This is a genomic window from Treponema sp. OMZ 906 (genome assembly GCF_024181185.1).
GTDB lineage: Bacteria > Spirochaetota > Spirochaetia > Treponematales > Treponemataceae > Treponema.
On the sequence record NZ_CP051196.1, the window covers coordinates 1,528,459 to 1,551,069 of the forward strand.

Consider the following 22,611-nt stretch of genomic DNA (forward strand, 5'->3'; position numbering starts at 1 on the left):
GTACCGTTATGTATTTTTTATAAACTCTTTATCTCTTTATGATTACACTACACCGATTGCTTCAACATTATCAATAACACCGCCGCCGAGTACCCTACTCCCGCAATAAAATACAGCGGCTTGCCCGCGCGCAACCGCTCGTTCGGGTTCGGTAAAAACGATGCGGACTCGGCTGGCACCAGTCGGTTCGATGCGGGCTTTTTTCAGCTGCTGCCGGTACCGTGTTTTAACCTCCGCGTAAAAAGGCTCCTGCGGCATTTCGGCAATCCAGTTTACTTCCCGCACCGAACAGGCGGCGGCGAGAAGGGCATCCCCCGCACCGACGGTAACGGTATTATGCTCTGCCGATTTTTCAACCACGTAAATCGGATAACCGAACGGCAAAGCAAGCCCCCGCCGCTGCCCAATGGTATAACGGTGCAAGCCGCGGTGCGTACCGACCTTGGCGCCATTGATGTCGATAAAATCTCCTTCGGGAAACGCATCGGGCGCCAATGCTTCGATTACTGCCGTGTAGTCACCGTCCGGCACAAAGCAAATATCTTGGCTATCGCTCTTATGCGCATTGACCAATCCGCCCCTTTCCGCAATGAGGCGAACCTCCGGCTTCGTCAATTCTGCAAGCGGGAAAAACGTCCTGCTTAACTGCTCTTGACTCAACAAGGCCAAAAAATAGCTTTGATCCTTCTGTGCATCAGCCCCCCGCTCCAGCACATACCGGCCGGACGGCTCCTGAAACACCTTGGCATAATGGCCGGTCGCAATAGCATCACAACCTTCCCGTAAAGCCTGTTCCAAAAGCAGCCCGAATTTAATCTGTCTATTGCAAATGTAACAGGGATTCGGTGTTTCTCCGCTGCGGTAGCTTTTTATAAAATAATCGATAATCTGCTTTTGAAATTCGGTACGGAAGTCGTAGACACGGTGCGGAATACCGAGAAGCCGCGCTGCCTGCGCCGCTTCTTCGATAATCCGCTCGGATTGTTCCTTTGCGATGGAAGTCTGTTCATCCAGCAAGCGGAGCGTAACACCACACACGTCATGCCCTTCTTCTATCAGAAGCTTTGCGGTAACGCTGGAATCTACCCCTCCGCTTAAACCTACTGCAATCTTCATTTTTTTATTGCACTCCGCAATGACAGCGCTTTACCGTCTGCGAGCACAACCGCTTCCAATTGTTTATACGTATGGGCAGGAAACTGAATCGGTACGCTTAAAGTACTGCCGATGTAAATCACTTCGACGGCTTTTGTTTCCTTCTGTTCCGTATCGCGGTTCGCCGCAGTGATACGGACGGTAAGCGGCAGCGCATAGTCATCGCTTTGTTCCGTGGCTGCGAACGAAATATTCACATAGAGATGTTCCTGCTGCGTTAAATATTCCAATTTAACCGGAACTCCCTCAATTTTTCCTGACTGCCGATCGGTTTTAAATAAAAATGATGCAAAGGTGAGGGCAAAAACGGCAACAATAGCAAACAGCATAGATCGGGTTGAACGAGTTGCGGTAAGGCTTTTAAGAAGACTCATTTTTTTGATGTAGTCGGGCTCGTACATTTGCTGCACCGCTTCCGGCGCACGCTTTAAACGCTCACTTCGGTCATAGCGGAGATACGAACTTCCCTCATCCCATGAATCCGGTTGGTTATTCATTTTTTGACGCTCCGGTAATTTCGGTTGTCTTCCACCAAACGATGTCCGCCTGCTTGTCCCCTGCAAGGAGCGCCGATAAGATACCATCGGAAGAAAGATGGAAAGCGTTATACACTAATTCATCCGGGGAGACGGTCAATGTTCGCGTATGTATTTTATTTGAATGTAAATTGATTAGTTCGAGGATATATCCGTCGGAACGCGGTGTCGTCAACAAGCACCAATTATTTGCGGTTACACCGAGCAACCCATACACTTTTTTAATGTGCCGGGTACCGGTATTCGTGTCTTCCGTATCCTCATACGGCGCAATATCCACCGTCCGCTCGTACTGCCTCTCTTCAATATTGAACGTATAGAGGCAGCTTTTATCATAACTGATTCCGGCGCTCACATTGATATCCGTATCAATATCTTCACGGTAATAATCGACTTTAATATGCAGCTTCTTTGCCGTAAAATCGGGAACAGCCTTATCAAGACTCGAAAATACTTTTACATCGTTGGTGTAAGGCGACGGCAACCCGCTAAATGCAATAGGAATTTTGTACAGCAAACCGCCCGTATTGTCATACCAGTACACCCTGATACCGGTTTCCGTTCGACATACTACAATAAGACCATTGTTTGAATCCGCATACAGTCCTTCGATAGGTGGAAACGGCGTACCGCCGACTCCTTCTTGTCCGACGGTATCAACAAATTCACCGGTCTCATTAAAATGAATGACCGTATCGCGTAACGCAAGATTCTCCGTTTGATCGTATTCAATACGTTCTTCGTTGACCGTATCGACGGCAAACAAGTGCTTGTTCGGCGTTACGGCAAGATAGGTCGGATGATTCAGCGGATACGGCACGGCACGGCGAGTCATAATTTTATCCGCTTGATCGGCGTCGATAAATGTCGGGCGGGGATTATTTTCGGGATTATAATACAGCGCAAGCAAATCACCGAATGAGGTCAATTTCATTATTTTACCTGCGCCTGAATTGCTTAAGTAAAAAATACCGTCATCCATGACTAACTGACTGTCGGGACGGACATACGGACTTGCCAGCTGAAATAAATCGAGCTGATCTTCAAAATTTCCGTATTTAATTGAAAAAAGTTGTTTGCGCTCCAAGTTCCCCGTTTTTTCTTTCCCGCACGAAACGGCACAAAGAGAAACAACGGCACACAAGAAAATACAAAGCCCTTTAACAAAATGACTGCGGTAACACATTACAATAATCCGGTTCCTTACGGTATCTTCTAAAAACTCATGAGAGATTTGTTTTGCACCCTTAGGAATAGAAGATACCGCATCAGCAAAACTGCTTATTTGATAACTTCCGCAATACTTGACACAAGCCCTGCCATATTCTGAATATCAGCAGGAATAATAATTTTCGTCGATTTTCCGTCGGCTACTTTTTCAAAGGCTTCCAAGCTGCGCAGTTTAATCAGTGCAGGGTCGGCACCGACATTCTTAATAAGATTCAAACCTTCGGCAGTTGCTTTCTGGATAGCCAAAATTGCCTCAGCCTCACCCTGCGCCCTGCAGATAGCGGATTCTTTTTCCGCTTCGGCCTGTAAAATCATCGACGCCTTTTTCCCTTCCGCCACCAGAATGGAGGACTGCTTTTGTCCTTCTGCAATCAGGATGGCCTCACGCCGTTCGCGTTCTGCACGCATCTGTTTTTCCATCGCTTCCTGAATGGATTCAGGGGGAATGATATTCTTTACTTCTACACGGTTTACCTTAATACCCCACGGATCGGTCGCTTCATCCAGAATGCTGCGCATACGAGTATTGATAACATCGCGGCTTGTCAGCGTACCATCAAGTTCCAATTCACCGATAATATTCCGCAGCGTGGTCGCTGACAGATTTTCAATCGCATTCATCGGGTTTTCAACGCCGTAGGTATAGAGCTTCGGGTCGGTAATCTGAAAATAGATAACCGTGTCAATCATCATGGTAACGTTGTCTTTCGTAATAACCGGCTGCGGTTTAAAATCGAGCACCCGCTCCTTGAGCGACACCTTATTGGCGATTCGATCGACAAACGGCATCTTAACGTGCAGACCGACCTCCCATGACTGGAAATAGCCACCAAGCCGTTCGATAATGAACGACTGAGACTGCGGTACAATTCTGATATTCAAAATAAGCAGAATGAGTACGAATACGATTAATGCAAAAGCAATCCACATAGTAAAACCTCTCTATTATATTTAGGCTCTTGTTAGGCGCCTCTAAACATTTCAGTTTTCAGAGGCATCCATTTCTTTTACGATCAGGGTAACACCCTCTATCTTTTCGATGATACATTCATCTCCGGCAGGTATAACCGCGCCGTCAACCGAAGAAGCCGTCCACACAACGCCGTTGATTTTAACTTGCCCTTTTTCCCATTCGGTAATGGTTTGTAGCACGACGGCTTTTTTACCGATAAGGCTGTCCGCATTGGTTTTTTCCCGTTTGGTATGCAAAAATTTCAGCGCAATGGGGCGGGTAAAAAAGAGCAGCAGCAATGCAACAAGCGCAAACAGAACGCACTGCACATAAAACGGCGGCTGCAACATGGAAATGAAAATCATCAGCACGGCGCTGAGCGCGAACCACACGGTCGTTAAACCGAGCGTCATCCCCTCGATAATTGCACAAATAACGGCAATACCGAACCAAAACCACGGCGTATAAAACGCTAAAAACATCGATAGTTGGAAGAGCATACGGCCATCTCCTTAGGTTCGTGCCAGCGCCGCTCCGATAAAGTCACGGAATAGCGGATGCGGCTTATTCGGACGGGAGGCAAACTCGGGATGAAACTGCACCGCTACAAACCACGGATGATTTTTCAGCTCGACGATTTCCACTAAATTGCGCTCAGGATTGATTCCCGAAAGCAGCATGTCGGTGTTTTCAAACCGGCTGCGGTACAAATTGTTAAATTCATAGCGGTGCCGGTGGCGCTCGCGAATTTCGTGCATTTTATAAGCCTGCTCCGCCTTGCTGTTCTCCGCAACCATACAGCGGAAAGAACCGAGCCTGAGCGTACCGCCGAGCTGCACATCTTTTTGATCGGGCATCAAGTCGATAACGGGTTCACAATTCTTGATAAACTCGGAGGAATGCGCGCGTTCCAACCCAAGTACATGGCGGGCAAATTCGATAACGGCAATCTGCATTCCAAGGCAAATACCGAAATAGGGAACGCCCTTGGTGCGCGCATATTCCGCAGTAAGCACCATCCCCTCAATGCCGCGTTCACCGAAACCGCCCGGGACGATAATCGCCTGCGCATCCTTTAACAGCTCTTCAGCCTTTGCAGCATCCGTAATCTTCGCTGCGTCAATCCACAGCTGCTTTACACGTGCGCGGTGATAGACCCCGGCAGCGGTCAGCGCTTCGCTTACACTTAAATACGCATCGGGCAGCTCGGTGTATTTACCGACAAGCGCAACCGTTACTTCTCTTTCGGGATGATAGTAGGATTCAACCATTTCCTTCCATGACTGCAAATCGGGCTCTCGATTGGGAATATTGAAAAGCTCGCAGATTTTTTTACCGAGGTTCCCTTCTTCCAGCATCAGCGGAACTTCGTAGATAGACTTTGCAGTAAGATTTTCGATAATGGCGTCTTGACTGACATTGCAAAAAAGGCTGAGCTTTTCGCGAATGGATTTGCTGAGTTTTTTTTCGCTGCGGCACATAATGATATCGGGCTGAATACCAAAGCCGAGCAGTTCTTTAACACTATGCTGCATAGGCTTGGTTTTAAGCTCGCCGCATTCTTTTAGGTACGGTAAAAGGCCGAGGTGGATAAAAAGGCAATGTTCCCTGCCGACCGTGTTCCGGATTTGCCGAATTGCTTCTATAAAAGGGAGCGATTCGATATCGCCGACCGTACCGCCTATTTCCGTAATGACGATATCACTGCCGGTTTGCTCCGCCGTTTGCATAATGCGGTGCTTAATTTCGTCGGTAACATGCGGGATAACCTGCACGGTCGCTCCGCAATAGTCCCCAGCCCGTTCATGATCTAATATGGAAAGATACACTTTTCCGGCCGTGTGGCTGTTAAATTTATGCAAAGCAACATCAGTGAACCGTTCGTAATGACCGAGGTCGAGGTCGGTTTCTCCGCCGTCCTCCGTTACAAAAACTTCTCCATGCTGATAGGGGTTCATCGTCCCCGGATCGATATTCAGATAAGGGTCAAACTTTTGATTGATAACCGAAAAACCTCTGCTTTTCAGCAAAAGTCCGATAGATGCAGCGGTAATGCCTTTCCCAAGGGAAGAAACAACCCCGCCGGTAATAAAAATAAAACGAGCTTTCATCATGTACGCTACTATAGCATATTATGAGGGCTTCCGCAATCAATATGCCCATGCCGAACACAGTATCGTGAAATTCCCCCCTCTGCTATGACTGCGGGGCGTTTTATGATACACTCATTCCCATGACACAGCATACACAAGATACGCTCTACCTGCTTGATTCCTACGGCTTAATTTACCGCTCTTACTTCGCTTTTGTCAGCCATCCGTTGACTAATAAGGCGGGTGAAAACGTTTCCGCGCTTTACGGCTTTTTTAGAAGTCTGGCGATGATTTTAAAAACATACCGGCCGCAGTATTTTCTTGCAGCCTTCGATTCCCGCACGCCGACGTTTCGGCACGAATGGTACCCCGAATACAAAGCAACCCGCGACAAGACACCGGAAGATTTGCACGCTCAGATTCCGCATATCGAAAAAATACTGACAACGCTCGGTATCACCTGCCTCCGCAAAGACGGTTTTGAGGCTGATGATATTATTGCAACCCTTGCCTGCCGCGCTGCACAAGAAGGCCGTCGCTGTGTCATCATCTCCGGAGATAAAGACTTGGCGCAGCTGGTAGGAGATTTTGTTTCGGTGCTTAAACCCGATAAGAGTGAAGCCTTGGCGCACTGCGGCATCGAAGAGGTTAAGGAGCATTGGGGGGTTGCGCCTGCACAGATGCTCGATTATCTTTCGCTCATCGGCGATACTTCGGACAATATTCCCGGCGTAAAGGGCATCGGCCCCAAAACGGCTGTAAAGCTTTTGCAGGATTACGGTACGCTCGACGCTGTGTATGAACATATCGATTCCATTGCGGGAGCCGTACAAAAGAAATTGGCTGCCGGAAAGGAGAGCGCCTATTTTTCAAAAAAACTGATAACGCTTGCCGCCGATATTCCCATCGAAGGCTCGATTGAGGATTACCGCTGCGATGCGCTGCACTACACGGAGGCGGCTGCGCTGCTGAAAGAATATGAGCTGCCGCGCCTCGGCGAACTGTACACAAAGGCTGCCGAAGAAGCAGGCACAGCCGGGGCAGCTGCCGCGCCGAATACCGCAGCAGCCGGCGGTTCAGCGGATAACGGTTCGGCAGAGAACGGTTCCGGTAAAAGCGAAGCTGCCGCCCACGGCAAAGCAGCCTCGTCCGCCGGAAGCGGCACGAAAGCGGCAGGCGCAGGTACAAAACTGGCGGCTGGTACAAAACCGATAGGCGGCGCTGACGGCGCACCGGAAGCCGGTACCGGTGCAGCACCGGCGGAACTCCGTAAAAATACCGGCGAGTACCGCACTGTGACGGACGCGGAAGAACTCGAAGCCGTTATCGCAGCAGCCGAAGCGCAGGGCTTTGCCGCCTTCGACTGCGAAACCACCGGCCTCAACCCGCTGTACGACGCCCTTGTCGGATTTTCGCTCAGCTTAAAAGCCGGAACCGGTATCTACGTACCGCTCAAAGCGCCGGCGCCCGAACTGGGAGAACAGCCCTTTACCGTGATGCCCCTTGCCACCGCAAAGGAACTACTTGCACGACTCTGGAGCAATGAAGCGCTCACCCTTGTGCTGCACAACGGCAAATTCGACTATCAGGTGCTGCGGACGGCAAAGATATTTACCCGCGCCGGCTGCCGTCTCTTCGATACGATGATAGCGGCATGGCTGCTCGAACCGGACAACCTTAGTTTCGGGTTGGAGAACCTTGCCGAAGCGCAGCTCGGCTTGCAGGGCATTAACTATAAAGACGTCGTCCCCAAGGGCTGTACCTTTGCGGCGGTGCCCCTTCCGCAAGCGACCGAATATGCAGCGGAGGATGCCGACTTCACCCTGCAATTATATCACATATATAAGCCCGCCTTGGAACAGGCAAACTTGACCGCTCTTTTTGAAACGCTTGAAATGCCGCTGATACCACTCCTTGCGGATATGGAAGCGCAGGGTATCTCCCTTAAAAAAGAAGAGCTAGCTGCGTTTTCTGAAGAATTGGCGGATACGCTTGCACGGGACGAAGCGGAAATTTACAAGCTAGTCGGCCATCCTTTTAACATCGCCTCCCCTAAGCAGCTGCAGGAAGTATTATTCACCGAACGGAAGCTGCCGACCGGTAAAAAAACAAAAACCGGCTACTCTACGGATATTTCCGTGCTGGAAGAGCTCGCCGCCATCGATGAACTTCCGGCAAAAATTCTCGATTACCGCGCCTCCGCAAAACTGAAATCGGGTTACGCCGATGCGTTACCCCTGCTTGCCGATACACACGGGCGGATACACACCAGTTTTATTCAAACGGGAACTGCGACAGGAAGACTTTCGAGCCGCGATCCGAACTTGCAGAATATTCCGATCAGAGGAGAAGAAGGCCGCAAAATCCGCAAGGCGTTCTACGCAGCAGACGGCTGTAAACTGATTTCCGCCGACTATGCACAGATCGAGCTCGTTATCCTCGCTCATTTTTCGCAAGATGAAAATTTAGTAAAGGCATTCCGGCACGGAACCGATGTCCACGCGGCGACGGCTGCGCTCATCTTTAATGTACCGGTCGAGAACGTTGTCCCCGATATGCGCCGCATTGCAAAGGTGATCAACTTCGGGGTGATGTACGGTATGAGCGCATTTAGGCTCGCCAACCAACTGCGCATATCCCGCATCGAGGCGGCCGAGTTTATTACCCGCTACTTTACTACCTATTCGGGAGTGTCCGCCTTTATGGAAACGCTCAAAGAGTCGGCCGCAGAAAAAGGCTTTGTGGAAACACTGATGGGCAGACGGCGGTATATCCGAGCCATCAACAGCAAGAACCAAACACAGCGCGCCGCAGCGGAACGGATCGCCATCAACACGCCCATTCAAGGCTCCGCCGCCGATATCGTCAAAACGGCAATGCTGCGTGTAGACCGCGCATTGAAGCAGCAGCAGTTAAAGGCACGCCTCCTGTTACAGGTACACGATGAGCTAATCCTCGAAGCACCCGATGCGGAAGTCGATTCCGTCAAAGCACTGTTAAAACAAGAGATGGAACACGTCGTCGAACTCGCCGTCCCGCTCCGTGTCAGCATCGAAGCAGGCAGCTGCTGGGGAGATTTCCATTAAGGTGTCAGGGTTCTACTCTAAGAACCCGCCTTGGTTCCAGAGCTTGATTCTTATAGAGCTTCTACTTCTGCTTGAGAGAGACCCGAAATTTTACAAATATCATTGAGTGGATACCCCATAGTTAGCATTGTCTTTGCGGTTTCAAGCGCTTTTTGGCGGGAACCGCGAGCTTCTCCTTGTTGTATCCCAAGCATTAAACTTTCTTCTCTTTGTACTGCAATATCGGTATCGTAATCATATTCGGCTATTAACATGTTTATGACCTCCCGTGATTTTCTTTGTAGGTATTCCTTCAGTATATCATTTTTGATGCATTCTTTAATGGCATTTTCAAACCCATGCTCTTTATCAACTGCAATATGCCGACGTACTGCATCCACAAACAAGCTGTATTGTCCCAACGGTTCGCAACGCTTTACTATTCGACTATCTTTATCATAATTGATATTTATCAGTTTTACAACAAGCTCAAGAGTTGGCGTTTCAGGTTGCCTAATAAAGGAATCCGAAAGCCTTAGTATTTTTTGTGCAGGAATGGTTTCTCTTCCATTGTAAAAGACGTAAAATGCCGGAACCGGGATTTTTTTAAGAGTCCGTGAATAGCGATCGCGGGGATTTTGAATATGCTCATACAACCGCGTAACATATTCAAGACATCTTAATGGCATATTCGGATTTACGGTTGACTGATGTTCCGCAAGGACAATAATTTTATTATCAACGAGATACGATACGTCATTAGCGAATGACATATACATTGTTTGTTTCAGCCGCATGTTTTTCAATATATCTGTAGACTGATAATTCGTATTATACAGGGCATTATACAGCGCTAAAAAATTATCTTTTGCAGTTCTATCATTACTGAAAAGATCGACAAAGACCGAATCTTTATAACGACGATTGTATTTTCTCATAGTAATTTACCTCCGTGCATATACCTCTCTTATAAAGCACAGATGCAAAAATGGCTAAAGAATGGAAAGAAATGCGTAATCGTTTCGAGCAGTAAAACTCATAGGGATATTATGAGATTTTCTTGCCATCTTCTACCTCCGTGCACCGCCACCGACGGCGGTAGTTCCTATAGGATATATACAGCATGGATGCAAAAATGGCTAAAGAAATGAAGAAAAAATTACCTTTTTTATTAAGTTAGGGGAAGACTTTTCTTTTTTTTCGATAACAGGGCATCTGCAAAAAACTCGGTCAGTTTTTTCAGATGCCCGTCGAGTTTTTAATAAGTCTATAAATATGAATGACTTATTAAAAACATCGCAAAAAAAATTTCAAGGAAACCCTCTAAAAAACTGAAGTTTTTAGAGGCTACCTAAAAAGTCTTCCCCTGCGCCCCCATCTATTCAGAACCGCCACGGATGGCGGTGATTTTATGCAGAAACGAGATTTGCGTTTGACGCAAATCTCGTACTAAGGGGAGTACATGGAAGTACTCCCCTTAGTGAGCGACTTAGGGCTCTGCCCTAAGAACCCGCATTGATTCCAAAGCATAGTTCTGAAAATAAAAGCTAAACAGTAGTAACTTTCACACTAACTCGTTTCAGTACCGCCACGGATGACATCGCGCACAAATGTACATCCTTGTACATTTGTGCGCTTCGAGTTTTTCTAATGAAAAACTCGATACTGTGAAGAACCACTGACATCCTGTCAGCAGCAGCGACGTTTTTGCCAAGCAAAAACTCGCGTTCAAAAATTGACATGGAGGTCAATTTTTGAACATAGCCACACGGAAGCCAAGATTGTCGTTGCTGTTGTCAGGGTTGTTGTTGTTCCGTTTACCGACGACGCAGTTCTTCGCGTTGTCGTTCCAGCTGCCGCCGCGTATGACGCGGTTATTACCGGAAGCAGCACCTTATTAATGTCCCTACCGTTTAACACTCCGACTGCTTTTAATTTGCAAAGCAATCGAAATGGTATTATTGTGTTTGTTGAGCTACTTCGCAAAAATCCTGCATGGACTTTATCAGATTTCGTAAAAATCCAAAAATTTTCGAGCCGCTAAAGCGGCTACTCGAGGCTGCTTTAACTTATTTTCAAAACCACACTGCACCATACGGTACATTTTTACATTGTGTGGATGCTCTGCATAAGACGCGGGCGTCCTAAAACTTCCACCGTTTTGTTTGCCGGCGGTTTCACCGCGTAGGGCAGCTCCGCATGCCCAACGCCGTTCAACCGCCAGCTCACAAAACGGTCTAAGCTCTAGGGGCGCAAGGCCAGGCGGAAGCCAAGATTGAAGATGCTGCTGACAGGGTTGTAGCAGTTCCGACCACCGACGACGCAGAGCTCCGCGCTATTGAACCAACCACCGCCACGCATCACGCGCTCAGTACCGGAAGCAGCACCCTGCGGGTCAGTACCATCTCCAGCTTCGATATTGCCATACCAGTCAAAACACCATTCCCATACATTCCCGCTCATATCGTGTAAGCCAAGTGCATTTGACCGCTTTTCTCCTACAGGATGGGTTTTATTGTCTGAATTAGCACCATACCATGCAACCGCTTTTGTCTCATCCACATTATGCCAGGCAGCTTTCGCTCCGCTCGCACTGTTCAGTTTGGTAAGCCATACTTCTCCGTATTTCTCAGCATTGGTGCTGTCCCTTCCCTGCCACCGAGCTGCATATTCCCATTCCGCTTCCGTCAGAAGTCTAAAACCTTTTTTACTCATATCGGCATAGGCGGCATCACAGGCTGTTGTATCATTCGCGTTTTTTAATACGACAGTATGATCGTCCTTTTTGCGGTAGATGCATTCCCCCTCCCCTTTGATTTTCTGGGTATACGCATTGCACCATACAATACAGTCTCGCCAACTTATACTCGTTACCGGCTCTTCTTCGCTCCCGCTTCCGTCTTTACCTTTTACTCCTGCATTGGCAAACTGATATCCGGTTCCGATTGCCCATTCGTATACCTCTTTCCACAGTTTATACGGCACTTCCGTTTTGCCAAGCTTATAGGGGCTCAATTTTACCTTACGCCCTGCACGGAATACTCCTTTCCAATAATCTTCCGTTCCCGGCAAAGACGCCGGATCCGGATCCATACCGGTAATTCCTGCTGCAGGCGGGGTTATTTTTATAAAGCCGTCGCCTGTATCTTCAAAACTACCGACATCGCCGGAAGGCGGTGTAGGCGGGACGCTGTTGCTTTCAAAGCTCACCTTAACCTCAACGCCTTTTGTAACGGTAAACGAATAGAAAGCGTTCGTGCCGTTTACGGCTTCTCCATCACACGTCCAGCCCTTTACCCTGTAGCCCGAATCAGCCGTTGCCGTAAAGGTTACTGTTTTACCCTGTTCAATGGTTATAGGGCTCGTCTCCGTTTCCGCTATGCCGTCCGCTTTCGCTTTGAGCGTACCGTGTTCCCCGGCGCTAAACGTTACTTCAAATGTTACCGGTTTAACCGTTATCTTATTCGGACATCCGGTAAACAAGGCCATTGCAGCAAGCATCAATCCTACTGCCAACCGGCTCAACAGCCGATTCGTTCTTCCTTTTTTATCCATAATTGTTCCTCCTAGCACTTATATATTTTCAACCGCTAAACGGTTTAGTTCTTAATGCAACCGCAAAGCGTACAGAAAATGGTAAGGTTTTAAATGCCTTATACGGTACATCGCTCTCAATACCGCCACAGACGGCGGTGGTTCCACGTAGTAGCGGTGTTTTTTGCTCTGCAAAAAACTCGCGTTGAGCAGGATACACGGCTGTATACTGCTCAACAGTACTCTCCGCATACGTGGTACTCTTTGCGGTTTAATATGGAAAAGATTAACAGCACGGTTGTCGTCTGCAAAAATTGATGAGAAAATATAATGATGTCGTTGTCTGAATGGAAAAAACGCCCGTTTATCAGGGCACAGTCTAGTTGCTGAGTTGCTGAGTTGCTGAGTTGCTGAGTTGCTGAGTTGCTGAGTTGCTGAGTTGCTGAGTTGCTGAGTTGCTGAGTTGCTGAGTTGCTGAGTTGCTGAGTTGCTGAGTTGCTGAGTTGCTGAGTTGCTGAGTTGCTGAGTTGCTGAGTTGCTGAGTTGCTGAGTTGCTGAGTTGCTGAGTTGCTGAGTTGCTGAGTTGCTGAGTAAGTGTTGCCGCTTATTTTATGCGTGTCAAGTATCTTTTGCATCTTTTTTTGCGCGTTGTGAGAAGATAATTGATACTGTAGTGATCCAGTTCTGAAACTCAGCATAGAAATAGTATAGGAGTAAATATTGAGAAATGCAAGGGCTTTTGAAAATATGCAACGCCGTAGATGCCCCGTATATTTTCAAAAGTGCTGGAATTACGGGCTACATACGGCATTACTACGCACAAATTAATTGGTAATGGGCATCGATAATAAGCGTTAGGGATTGGAGGGGCAGCGCAGCTGTTCCGAAAGGAATGAAGCGCCAGCGAAACCCCGCAAAGCCCGACGGTCGGTCAACCATTGACATCCGTGTCGATGTTTGACCGACCGGAACGCCCAAAATATAGTTACCCATTAAATATTACAACGTACACATTAGTTCAGCGCTTCACCCCGTGATTGTTCAAGCTGTTTCAAAACTACCGGATCAAGTTTAATGGAAAGATTTTTTTCGTTTGACGGGAGCACGGTTCCTTTCGGTGCGTTCTTCGCCCTCCGCAAATCCTTCACTGCGGTGTAGTACAGATCGGCTTGTCCGTTCCGGCGCGCCTTTGAATAAAACACGGCGAGGTTCCCCGCGGCAATCAGCACAGGCAGCGGAACGGTCTTTCCGTTTTTGTTTTTGATAAAGACATAGCCGCCGGAATAGTCCCGCACATGGAGCCACATATCCTTGCCCCGCACGTGGTGCCGCAGCAGCTCATCGTTTTCGGCGGCTGTCCTGCCGACATACAGAATCCATCCGTCATGGTAAAACGTAAGTCCCGGTCGCTCTTTTTCTTGAGCCGCCTGTTTCCGCTGCACGGGTATCTTCCGCTTGTGCAGCACCTTTTCGATAAGGTAAGGATTTTCTTCAACCCGCAGCTTTGCAAGCTCTTCGTTAAGCGCGGCGAGCGTCCGCTTGGAGGCTTCGATATCATCGGTGAGCGCCTCAAGCCCCGAAACCGCTTTTTTATACCGCTCATAGTATCCGGCGGCATTTTCCTGCGCAGTTTTTCTCGGGTCGAGGGCGATGCGGATAATCCGGTTGTCCGCCGCATAATCTTCCAGCTCGACGGAAGAGGCACCCTGCGGAATCCGGTAGAGATTTGCCAAGAGTAAATCACCTTGATGTTTCAGCGTATCAGCCTGCAAGAACGAATGCTTTTTCGCTTCGAGTTTTTCCAGCGCGCGGGAAATCTTTTCTATTTTAAGACCATAAAAGCGCTCCGCTTCCGCACGTAAGGCTTCGAGCGAAAGCACAGGCGCCTGCCGCGCGTACCATTCGTCAATCGCTTCATTAAAGGTCTTGGATGCATCATAGCTGCGGACGGTGTAGGTTTTTACCGGTTTGTCAGCGGCTATAGGCGACACGGTGATAGATGTACTTTCTGTGGTCTTTGCTTCAACGTCCGTCACAGCAGCTTCGGTTTCTCCCGGCAGGGGCTGCCACGGCTCTCCGCTCACTTCATGGCGGGAAGGGCGGCGGTAAAAGGCATCGACGATAATGCCGTTATCGACAAGCAGCATATTCGCCGCCCCGCTCCACAGCCGGATATAGAGGTAGAGCATACCTGAAGCGGTCTCCAACGAAAGCCTGACAATACGGTCGTTGTTCAGCTGAACTGCCTCGGTAATCTTGGCACCGCGGAGACGGGAACGGAGCAGCTCCATAAAACGGAGCGGCTTGTCGAACTTGGGGATTTTCCGCGTAGTTTCATGCAGGCGGCACGCCCCCGGTTCAAGACAGATGACCAAACTCATCGGGCGGGTCTTATAGAGGTGCAGCACCATCACGGAATAGGATGACTGCACCACCTTTTGTATGTATGAGCCTTCCAAATTGAGCTCTTCCAGAATCTTATCGATTTCAGCGCAATTAAGCGACATCTCAACCTCCGTTTATTGCATTTCGATGATGTTGTCGGCGAGGTACTCGGCTTCATCGCGGTCATGGGTAACGTAGATTGCCGTGTACCGCATTTCGGCTTGGTGTTTTTTGAGCTCTTCGCGGAGTTTAAGCCGCAGCGGAGCATCGAGGGCGGAAAGCGGTTCGTCAAACAAAACCACAAGCGGGTTTACCGCAAGCGTCCGTGCAAGGGCAACGCGCTGCCGCTCCCCGCCGGAGAGCCCTTCAATCCGTCTTTTTTCCATACCGGTCAAGCCGAAACGTTCAAGCCATTCCGCAGCTGCCCGCCTGCTTTCCCTTTTGGATACCCCTTGCGAAACGAGGCCATACCCGATATTGTCTTCGACACTTAAATGAGGAAACAGTGCATAGTCCTGAAAGACCATACCGATGTTGCGTTTTTTGATGGGTTCATCGGTAATATCGTGTCCGTTTAAAAAGACGTTTCCCGAATCGGCGGGCAATAAACCTGCGATCATTTTAAGCACGGTTGACTTACCGCAGCCCGACGAACCGAGCAGCGCAAGTGTCCCAGCCTTTTCTACCGAACAGGAAAGACTGATAGTCTTTGACGGCAACCGCTTCGTCAGACGGACAAGCCGGAGAAACGCCTCACTTTCATCATTCTCTCTATTTATCGGAAAACCCATCGAATCACCTTTCATATACGTTCCCTACCATACCTCGCTTACCCCGCATTTGTGTCTTTGCCGATGCGCATAGCAGCAGTAAAGACACATCAAACAACTTTCGTGACAAAACAAATGTCAGCGTTAAAGTGAGTGTTATACCGAATATTCTATCGTCCAATCCTCAATTAATAAGCCTTCTACTCTTGAAAACTCTCCGACATTATGTGTTATCAATGTTCCACCGTTTGCTAGCACTGTTGCTGCAATCAGCATATCATTCGGACCGATTATGACACCATTTGACGATAAAATTTTTCTTAATTTTCCGTATTCCACTGACGATTTTTTATCAAAAACAGCTGTCGGATATAAATCCAAAAACGGTTTATAAACTGAAATTGTCTTTTCATAATCGTTGGAATTCCTTGCCCCATATTCAAGCTCGGCAAGAACAACAGAGGGAATTACTATATCTCTGTCATGTGCCTCCAGCATTTCTCCAATGGTACGAAATTTTCCCTTTATGAAATAGATTATAATATTTGAATCTAAAAAATACTTCACAGGGTCTCCAGTTTTGTATCAGCAGAAAAATCCGGTTCGGCAGATATATTCATTTCGATATCTTTGCCGCTGCCAAAATAGTGCCAGATATTTTTTTTATTTGATTCATCTCTAAGGTCGAAAGGGAGCCCATTAACAGCAACCGTTTTTTTCATAAAAATCCTGATGGCTGTCGGTAAATCCAGTCCGTAATAATCATAGATATGGGTAACTTTATCTTTTAGCGCTTCATCAACTCTAACTTGAACAAGTGTTGTATTTGTCATTATTGACTCCTTTTTAGTATTCGGTATTCATACACTCGTATTAATATTGTATATTTAAATAAGTAGTTTTTCAAGGTTAAAGCAAGGTAATTTTAAAATAATAGCATTTCTAACTATTTGTAATGCTTCTTTATATATCACCGCCATCCGTGGCGGACATGACAAAACAATCTAATGCGTTTGTCCGCGCTCCCTCACCGTGTCCTGAATATAAAAGAGCGAGCCCGTCAGCACGGCAAGAATCACCGCAATACCGGCGCTTTCAGTGAACCGATACGAACCGGCAAAGCGGAACAGCATCAGCGCGAGGTTTTCAAAGTTCGGAATGTGAAGCAGAAGTGGCAGCGATGCGTCCCCCGCACTGATTGCAAACACGCAGCACAGTGCAGATATAATACCGGTTTTGCATAACGGTAGAAATACCCGAAAAAATGCATCCGTGCGGGAAGAAGACAAAAGCCGGGCGGCGTCGAGTACCGAACGGGGAATTTTTGCGAGGCCGGTCTCTATTTGCATCCACGCAAAGGGCCACGCAAGCGAACTTTGCACAACAACCAGCAACAACAGCGACGGCATGGTATCAAGCTTCAACCACCCCGATCCCAATACAATAGAAGAAACTGCAAAAGGAATAAGCGGCAGGCTTTTATACCACTTCCCATTCGCTTGAAACGCTGCATACGCAAAAAAAAGCGCAGCCGTTACGGAAAGCACAGCGGTTCCGATCCCTGTCTGCACAGTGTGCTGCACCGCGCCCCAAAAGTGAGGCCGCTGCAAAAGCTGCCGCCACGCATCAACGGTTATCGTGAGCGGCGCCTTAGGACTCGAAAAGGAATACCACACCAGAGAACCGAGCGGAAACAGTAAACAAAAACAGATAACACAGATAAGCACGGCAAAAAAGATATGTTCCGCTGCGCCGCTGATGCGCAACCGGCTGCGGGCGTATTGGGTGTTTTCAGTATGATCGGGTATTCTGCTCCTTAAATAAGCGTACAGCCCTACCGCAGCCGCTGCGATACCGGTTTCCGTCAGCGCAATATGCGCCGCGGTACTCGCGTGTATATCTCTGCGGATGGTTTGATACAGCTCAACCTCCAGCGTTGTTACGCCGAGACCGCCCAGCAACAGAATAATCACAAAGCTGAAAAAACAATATAAAAAGATAATGACGAACGAAGCGCATAGCGGCGCCTTTAATGCCGGAAAGATAACCGTTCTAAAAATACGCAGCGGTGAGGCTCCGAGCAAAAGAGCAGCCTGTTCGGTTTCCTCAGGGAGTTGTTCCCATGCGGCGGATACGGTACGCATCGTGATGGGAAAATTATAAAAGGTGTGTACAAGCAGAATGCCGCCGGTAGAATAAAGGAAGGTGCCGATTGAAAGCTCCCCTGCCGAAACCGCCGCAAGCAGTTTGTTCAGTAAACCGTTTTTTCCAAAGAACAGGATAAACGCGAGCGCGATAACCACCGGCGGCACACTCAAGGGTATCGCCGAAAGAGAGAGCAACAACTTTCGTCCGGAGAACCTCCGGCGGGCGCAAAAAAACGCCGCACAGAGGCCGATACCGCTTGCCCCTGCCGCAGAGAGAAACGCTTGCATCACGGTAAAGCGGGCAGCCTTCCATAAAGGCCGAAAGGCCGCTGCAGAAGCGCCCCCGCCGAAAGCCGGAAAAACGGCAGCTCCGAGCGGTACGAAAAAAGCAATCAGCACCGCACAGAATAACAACCCGCCGCCTACTACAAACGTGTTTTGCAGTAGTGTCCGCTTCGCAGCGTATCGATTAATTGAAACCATACAATTCTGCGATAAAAATGCAAAAATACGGTTATTTTTCCAATACTGAAATAATAGCGTCTACCGCCGTTTCCGCCTCGGTACCGGAAATCGTCAGCGATTTTTTCGGCATCGGGACGGTTTTAAATGATTCGGGAAGCTGCACCGCGGTATTTGCCGGATACATCCACTGCGTTTCGGGCAATACTTCCTGCGCTTTTTCAGTCAGCATAAAATCGATAAAAGCGTGAGCCGCTGCTCTATGAGGCGCATTTTTAACGACGCCCATTCCCTCAAGCGCAATCATATTCCCCTCGGCAAACGTCAATGCCTGATACCGATCGGTTTTATCATACCGGATGTGATAAGCCATACTGGTGGTATAGCTGACGGCAAGCGGAGCCTCCCCCGCCGTAAACAGCCCGTATCCGGCACTCCACGAATGGCTCATCGTCAGGATGGAAGGCATCAGTCTTTTCCAGTACGAAAGATAATCGTTCCCGTAAACAGCCTTTGTCCATGCGGCAAAACCTAAGCCGGGAGCGCTTGTGCGGGGATCCATGATAACCAAGGATTTTGCATATTCGGGTTTTGTTAAATCTTCCAGCGACTGAGGAGCAGGCACCTTTGATTGAGTGTCATACATAATCGCAAAATAGCCCCAATCATACGGGGTGAGTAGTTGATCATCAGTCATTATAACGTGTTTCGGAACAACTTTATCCAAATTCGGAGAGGTATACGGTTCCAGAACGCCTGCACTGCGCGTCTTATCGACAAGAAACGCATTGATACCGAGCAGCACATCGGCACGCGGATTCTTTTTTTCAGCCATCGCTTTCGATAGGACGGAACCGGAATCCTCGCAGATCACATAATTTACGGTGTAGCCCGTTTGCTCTTTGAAGCGTTTGGCTATTTCGGCGCCCGGTCCCCATTCAGAAGCAAAGGAGTCATAGGTATAGACAACAACGATTTTTTCCGCAGTATCTTGTTTTCCGCCTGCAAAAGCGGTTGAAGGCAGTATGATTGAACATACGATAAACAAAAAGAAATAAAGACGTAACTTCATTATTCCCTCCGCCGGCATTATCCGGATCAGGTGTAAGGCCTCCGTACGGACGCCTTTTTCGGGTATGCTCTCAGCACGAAACGAATAGATTCGGTTGTAAACCTCTAAAAAGCCGATGAGGCTCTTAGAGGCTCCTATCCAGTGTTCCGGCACCCCAAGTCCGCGTATCCTAGTATATTCGCAAAAAAAGTGCAAGCGATTTATCAGCTTTTGAAAATATAGAATCGCATAACTGTTATTCATGCATATTACATCTAAAGTAATGATCTTCAATCTTTATCACATTGACAATTCTTGGATATCTGAATGCTTCTTGAAATTCACTGTACATCTCTTTATCCATATATGTATCTGCAGATGAATGATACAACATATCTAAATTATTATGCTTATCATAAATGATAACGCTGTATGTATCTAAAAATCCCGGATCCCATATAATTCCGACATAATTATTAAATACCCGGATATTTTTATTTTCTACATTGTTTGTGATATAACTATCAAGTTCATTTTTGTATCTTTTGAATTCTATTTTTAAGGCAATTTTTTCAGATAGCTGGTTTTTCTCAATCAAAAAACTGAATAAAAGAGAACACATAATCGGTATTAAAAAAACTAATTGTTTTATTGCTTTTGTTTTTATCGTTTTTGTGATCACAAATAAAATATTTAAAATGATACTTAATATACATAGACCTAAAAGTATAAGAACCCCGAGAAAACTAAAACGCCTCACGAAATAAAAAGAGGATAATGATAAAAAGATTAGGCTTATATTTGATACGATCACAATTATTCTAAAATATAACGTACTCTTTTCATTTTTCAAAACTAAAAACGGAATATAAATATACATGAGCAATAAAAAAAATAGCATACCCCACATAGGTATCTCCTCTCACAGCTTTTTACCTTAATTGTTTTCATCTTTTAAAGCTTTACCGTCCTTTTTATATACTGATCTTTCCCATCACGACAAACTTCTTGGCCCCCGTTGCAGACGGGACGTTATTCGGATTGCCGCAGAGCGCTTCGTTTGCAAGTACGGCGAAGGCACACGCTTCTTTTGAATCGCTGTTTTTACCGATATCCTCATTGGTTAGCACGGAACATTCAGGCAATAGCTGCCGCAGATGATCTAAGATGACGGGATTTCTGCAGCCGCCTCCGCCGACTATCAGCTTTTGCGGCATCGGCAATCCGAATGTGTTAAGCGAATACGCAATTGAATATGCAGTATAATAGGTTGCCGTTCTCACAATTGTTTCAGGCGGCAGCTGCAATGATGTACCTTTATCATACAACGCTTGTATAAACGCTTCGGAATAATGTTCTCTGCCGGTGGTCTTAGGCGGTCTTAATTGCAAATAAGGATCCGTTTTAAGAAAATCGAACAAGGTTGAATCGACGGTACCGGCTGCGGCACATTTGCCGTCTTCGTCATAATTTTGCGTACCGCCGGTGATAAGCCGCATTAAGCCGTCTATCAGCATATTGCCCGGGCCGGTATCAAAAGCGATAATGCCGCCCATATCGGCATCGGCAGGCAAAAGCGTGATATTGCCGATACCGCCGATATTCTGCAAGCCGATTACCGTACCTGGTTCCCGGTATAGCAGATACTCGGTAAACGGAACAAGCGGCGCCCCTGCCCCGCCCGCAGCAACATCCCGAACGCGGAAATCGGCAACGGTAACGCATCCGGTTCTCTCTGCAATAACAGCGGCTTCACCGATTTGCAGCGTACTTTTAATATTCTTGCCGAAGTAGCACCGTTCATTCGGTGCATGAAAAACCGTATGTCCATGCGAACCGATAAAATCAACCATACTAATATCGACCTTCGCCTTTTTGCATACGGCAAAGCATGCGTCCGCAAATAGTTCCCCAAGATAAACATTCATCGCGCTTAACTCTTCGCTGCCGCCGAAAGAACCGGAAGCAAGTGCCAACAGCCGCTGTCGTACTTCTTGCAAATAAGGCACGGTCAGAAATGCCCGCTCCGTAATATGCGTATCGAGCCCGCTGCCGGTAATAGTCAGCAACACCACATCGATACCGTCAACAGACGTCCCGCTCATAAGCCCAATCGCCGTTTTTTCTTTTTTTTCGTTTATAAAATCCAAATACTTCATATATTGTTCCCGAGGACAACCGCGTTTAAATATTCTAAGCGGTTGTATTCCTTTTGTGCAAAATTTTATCCAAAATTTTGCACACTTTATCTAAGAAGAAGGGGGAAACGCATCAGACCAGCATATAAAAATCGCAGAATAAGTGAGGTTGCGAGACCATTTGAACCGCGAAGAGGTTCAACTCTGGTTGAACAACCTCACTTATTCTGCGGGGCTATCAACAAAATGTCTGATGCGTTTACCCTCAGTTAGTCGCGGTCTTTTTGGAAGAATTTTAAAAACGGCTTTTTCTGTTTTTTTTCGGTATCCGTTTTTTGTATTAAATGTTTGACATTTTCCATGACCTTGCTCACAATCGGCTGATCGGAGAGATCAATCAAAAAGAATGACAGCGTACCGGTAGCCGAGAACACCGGCATACACACGATATGTGTATCTTGCTGCATAGCTGTACGAGTGAGCGCTGCATTTTGAATCGCTTCTTTAAGGCTGATACCGGGAGCTATTTCGGAAAGCGCATCCCCTTGTTTACAACCCGTTTTCTCCTGTGCTTTAGCGGAGAAATTCAGAATGGTTCCGGTAAGACTCACAACCAGAAGAGGGCGATCGATAATCAATAAGAGTTCATCAACCAGACCGTTTAATCCTGCAATCTTTAAGCTCTTTTGTGCGGTAATTTGATAGGCATCATCGAGCGCTTCCTGTAGTGTGGCACCTAAATTTCCCAATTTTTTTGCACGGGAATTCGATAATACGCCGTTCAGCTGAATAGCTTTTGCAACCATTAAAAAGTCGTTTTCTTTTCTCTTTGCATAGACAGACATTGCAATTAATAAGCAAAGTTCCACCCCTGCTCCGATAAATCCGAAAAACAGCACGAGCTCCGAATCACTTTTAAGAGAACTCTGCATTCCGACTTTATATCCCCAAATTGCAGTCGCTAAAATAAGTACAAATGAAAAAAGTACCGCCCCGATCAATTTCTTTTTTCCGATAATAATCATACATACATTCCTATTCGTTAGACATTCCGAAACATCGCTAAAGAGCTGTCCAAGTTTCTAAAAGCTGC

The 22,611-nt window shown here is 47.3% G+C and carries 21 protein-coding genes; 1 reads left to right on the forward strand and 20 read right to left on the reverse strand.

Annotated elements, in window-relative coordinates; all coding sequences use genetic code 11:
- Positions 1-42: 42 nt before the first annotated feature.
- The 6 genes from mnmA to E4N69_RS06860 all read right to left on the reverse strand — a co-directional run bounded on the left by mnmA (position 43) and on the right by E4N69_RS06860 (position 5,984).
- Positions 43-1,116 (reverse strand): tRNA 2-thiouridine(34) synthase MnmA, encoded by a 1,074-nt coding sequence (mnmA, locus tag E4N69_RS06835; RefSeq protein WP_253823351.1) that lies wholly within the window; start codon positions 1,114-1,116, stop codon positions 43-45.
- Positions 1,113-1,652 (reverse strand): hypothetical protein, encoded by a 540-nt coding sequence (locus E4N69_RS06840; RefSeq protein ID WP_253713856.1) that lies wholly within the window; start codon positions 1,650-1,652, stop codon positions 1,113-1,115. Before E4N69_RS06840 ends, mnmA begins: the two co-directional genes overlap by 4 nt.
- The gene (locus E4N69_RS06845) at positions 1,645-2,877 is read right to left on the reverse strand and encodes an LIC_12708 family protein (protein ID WP_253823352.1); all 1,233 of its coding nucleotides are present in this window, start codon (positions 2,875-2,877) and stop codon (positions 1,645-1,647) included. Before E4N69_RS06845 ends, E4N69_RS06840 begins: the two co-directional genes overlap by 8 nt.
- 95 nt (positions 2,878-2,972) lie before the next feature.
- Positions 2,973-3,851 (reverse strand): SPFH domain-containing protein, encoded by an 879-nt coding sequence (locus E4N69_RS06850; RefSeq protein WP_162663621.1) that lies wholly within the window; start codon positions 3,849-3,851, stop codon positions 2,973-2,975.
- 51 nt (positions 3,852-3,902) lie between these two features.
- Entirely contained in the window at positions 3,903-4,373 is a 471-nt protein-coding gene (locus E4N69_RS06855; protein WP_162663622.1) for an NfeD family protein, read from the reverse strand.
- A 12-nt stretch (positions 4,374-4,385) separates the two neighbouring features.
- Entirely contained in the window at positions 4,386-5,984 is a 1,599-nt protein-coding gene (locus E4N69_RS06860; protein ID WP_253824890.1) for a CTP synthase, read from the reverse strand.
- Between the two features lie 122 nt (positions 5,985-6,106).
- On the opposite strand from E4N69_RS06860, the gene polA reads away from it, so the two are divergent.
- On the forward strand, positions 6,107-9,052 hold the full coding sequence (gene polA, locus E4N69_RS06865) for a DNA polymerase I (protein ID WP_253823353.1): 2,946 nt from the start codon (positions 6,107-6,109) through the stop codon (positions 9,050-9,052).
- A gap of 50 nt (positions 9,053-9,102) precedes the next feature.
- On the opposite strand, the gene E4N69_RS06870 is transcribed toward polA, so the two are convergent.
- The 14 genes from E4N69_RS06870 to E4N69_RS06935 all read right to left on the reverse strand — a co-directional run bounded on the left by E4N69_RS06870 (position 9,103) and on the right by E4N69_RS06935 (position 22,543).
- Positions 9,103-9,969: an Rpn family recombination-promoting nuclease/putative transposase gene (locus E4N69_RS06870; protein ID WP_253713861.1), complete on the reverse strand. Its 867-nt coding sequence runs from the start codon at positions 9,967-9,969 to the stop codon at positions 9,103-9,105.
- Between the two features lie 809 nt (positions 9,970-10,778).
- Complete coding sequence (locus E4N69_RS06875; RefSeq protein WP_253824891.1) at positions 10,779-10,898, reverse strand: hypothetical protein; 120 nt, start codon at positions 10,896-10,898, stop codon at positions 10,779-10,781.
- A 377-nt stretch (positions 10,899-11,275) separates the two neighbouring features.
- Positions 11,276-12,586: an SUMF1/EgtB/PvdO family nonheme iron enzyme gene (locus E4N69_RS06880; protein ID WP_253823354.1), complete on the reverse strand. Its 1,311-nt coding sequence runs from the start codon at positions 12,584-12,586 to the stop codon at positions 11,276-11,278.
- Positions 12,587-12,798: 212 nt separating this feature from the next.
- Positions 12,799-13,200, reverse strand: a complete 402-nt coding sequence (locus tag E4N69_RS06885) for a hypothetical protein (RefSeq protein ID WP_253823355.1) — start codon at positions 13,198-13,200, stop codon at positions 12,799-12,801.
- Between the two features lie 178 nt (positions 13,201-13,378).
- Positions 13,379-13,558 (reverse strand): hypothetical protein, encoded by a 180-nt coding sequence (locus E4N69_RS06890; RefSeq protein ID WP_206181731.1) that lies wholly within the window; start codon positions 13,556-13,558, stop codon positions 13,379-13,381.
- Positions 13,559-13,578: 20 nt separating this feature from the next.
- On the reverse strand, positions 13,579-15,072 hold the full coding sequence (locus E4N69_RS06895; RefSeq protein WP_253823356.1) for an NFACT RNA binding domain-containing protein: 1,494 nt from the start codon (positions 15,070-15,072) through the stop codon (positions 13,579-13,581).
- Positions 15,073-15,084: 12 nt separating this feature from the next.
- Complete coding sequence (locus E4N69_RS06900; protein ID WP_253823357.1) at positions 15,085-15,756, reverse strand: ABC transporter ATP-binding protein; 672 nt, start codon at positions 15,754-15,756, stop codon at positions 15,085-15,087.
- Between the two features lie 120 nt (positions 15,757-15,876).
- Positions 15,877-16,287, reverse strand: coding sequence for a PIN domain-containing protein (locus E4N69_RS06905; protein WP_253823358.1), 411 nt, complete (start codon positions 16,285-16,287; stop codon positions 15,877-15,879).
- Positions 16,284-16,553 carry a type II toxin-antitoxin system RelB/DinJ family antitoxin gene (locus E4N69_RS06910; protein ID WP_162663630.1) on the reverse strand — a complete coding sequence of 90 codons (270 nt, stop codon included), beginning with the start codon at positions 16,551-16,553 and terminating at the stop codon, positions 16,284-16,286. The genes E4N69_RS06905 and E4N69_RS06910 overlap by 4 nt, the downstream gene beginning before the upstream one ends.
- A 171-nt stretch (positions 16,554-16,724) precedes the next feature.
- Positions 16,725-18,350, reverse strand: coding sequence for an ABC transporter permease (locus E4N69_RS06915; RefSeq protein WP_253823359.1), 1,626 nt, complete (start codon positions 18,348-18,350; stop codon positions 16,725-16,727).
- Positions 18,351-18,381: 31 nt separating this feature from the next.
- Positions 18,382-19,401 (reverse strand): thiamine ABC transporter substrate-binding protein, encoded by a 1,020-nt coding sequence (locus E4N69_RS06920; protein ID WP_253713867.1) that lies wholly within the window; start codon positions 19,399-19,401, stop codon positions 18,382-18,384.
- Between the two features lie 235 nt (positions 19,402-19,636).
- Positions 19,637-20,290 (reverse strand): hypothetical protein, encoded by a 654-nt coding sequence (locus E4N69_RS06925; RefSeq protein WP_253823360.1) that lies wholly within the window; start codon positions 20,288-20,290, stop codon positions 19,637-19,639.
- A gap of 64 nt (positions 20,291-20,354) precedes the next feature.
- Positions 20,355-21,539 carry an anhydro-N-acetylmuramic acid kinase gene (locus E4N69_RS06930; RefSeq protein ID WP_253823361.1) on the reverse strand — a complete coding sequence of 395 codons (1,185 nt, stop codon included), beginning with the start codon at positions 21,537-21,539 and terminating at the stop codon, positions 20,355-20,357.
- A gap of 248 nt (positions 21,540-21,787) precedes the next feature.
- A complete protein-coding gene (locus E4N69_RS06935) occupies positions 21,788-22,543 on the reverse strand; it encodes a hypothetical protein (protein ID WP_253823362.1) in 756 nt (251 codons plus the stop codon).
- Between the last annotated feature and the right edge of the window lie 68 nt (positions 22,544-22,611).

Excerpts from the sequence above, each read along its gene's own strand:
- mnmA (WP_253823351.1), bottom strand. The coding sequence starts at position 1,116 with ATGAAGATTGCAGTAGGTTTAAGCGGAGGGGTAGATTCCAGCGTTACC.
- E4N69_RS06840 (WP_253713856.1), bottom strand. The coding sequence starts at position 1,652 with ATGAATAACCAACCGGATTCATGGGATGAGGGAAGTTCGTATCTCCGC.
- E4N69_RS06845 (WP_253823352.1), bottom strand. The coding sequence starts at position 2,877 with ATGTGTTACCGCAGTCATTTTGTTAAAGGGCTTTGTATTTTCTTGTGT.
- E4N69_RS06850 (WP_162663621.1), bottom strand. The coding sequence starts at position 3,851 with ATGTGGATTGCTTTTGCATTAATCGTATTCGTACTCATTCTGCTTATT.
- E4N69_RS06855 (WP_162663622.1), bottom strand. The coding sequence starts at position 4,373 with ATGCTCTTCCAACTATCGATGTTTTTAGCGTTTTATACGCCGTGGTTT.
- E4N69_RS06860 (WP_253824890.1), bottom strand. The coding sequence starts at position 5,984 with ATGAAAGCTCGTTTTATTTTTATTACCGGCGGGGTTGTTTCTTCCCTT.
- polA (WP_253823353.1), top strand. The coding sequence starts at position 6,107 with ATGACACAGCATACACAAGATACGCTCTACCTGCTTGATTCCTACGGC.
- E4N69_RS06870 (WP_253713861.1), bottom strand. The coding sequence starts at position 9,969 with ATGAGAAAATACAATCGTCGTTATAAAGATTCGGTCTTTGTCGATCTT.
- E4N69_RS06880 (WP_253823354.1), bottom strand. The coding sequence starts at position 12,586 with ATGGATAAAAAAGGAAGAACGAATCGGCTGTTGAGCCGGTTGGCAGTA.
- E4N69_RS06885 (WP_253823355.1), bottom strand. The coding sequence starts at position 13,200 with ATGCAAAAGATACTTGACACGCATAAAATAAGCGGCAACACTTACTCA.
- E4N69_RS06890 (WP_206181731.1), bottom strand. The coding sequence starts at position 13,558 with ATGGGTAACTATATTTTGGGCGTTCCGGTCGGTCAAACATCGACACGG.
- E4N69_RS06895 (WP_253823356.1), bottom strand. The coding sequence starts at position 15,072 with ATGTCGCTTAATTGCGCTGAAATCGATAAGATTCTGGAAGAGCTCAAT.
- E4N69_RS06900 (WP_253823357.1), bottom strand. The coding sequence starts at position 15,756 with ATGAAAGGTGATTCGATGGGTTTTCCGATAAATAGAGAGAATGATGAA.
- E4N69_RS06910 (WP_162663630.1), bottom strand. The coding sequence starts at position 16,553 with ATGACAAATACAACACTTGTTCAAGTTAGAGTTGATGAAGCGCTAAAA.
- E4N69_RS06915 (WP_253823359.1), bottom strand. The coding sequence starts at position 18,350 with ATGGTTTCAATTAATCGATACGCTGCGAAGCGGACACTACTGCAAAAC.
- E4N69_RS06920 (WP_253713867.1), bottom strand. The coding sequence starts at position 19,401 with ATGAAGTTACGTCTTTATTTCTTTTTGTTTATCGTATGTTCAATCATA.
- E4N69_RS06925 (WP_253823360.1), bottom strand. The coding sequence starts at position 20,290 with ATGTGGGGTATGCTATTTTTTTTATTGCTCATGTATATTTATATTCCG.
- E4N69_RS06930 (WP_253823361.1), bottom strand. The coding sequence starts at position 21,539 with ATGAAGTATTTGGATTTTATAAACGAAAAAAAAGAAAAAACGGCGATT.
- E4N69_RS06935 (WP_253823362.1), bottom strand. The coding sequence starts at position 22,543 with ATGATTATTATCGGAAAAAAGAAATTGATCGGGGCGGTACTTTTTTCA.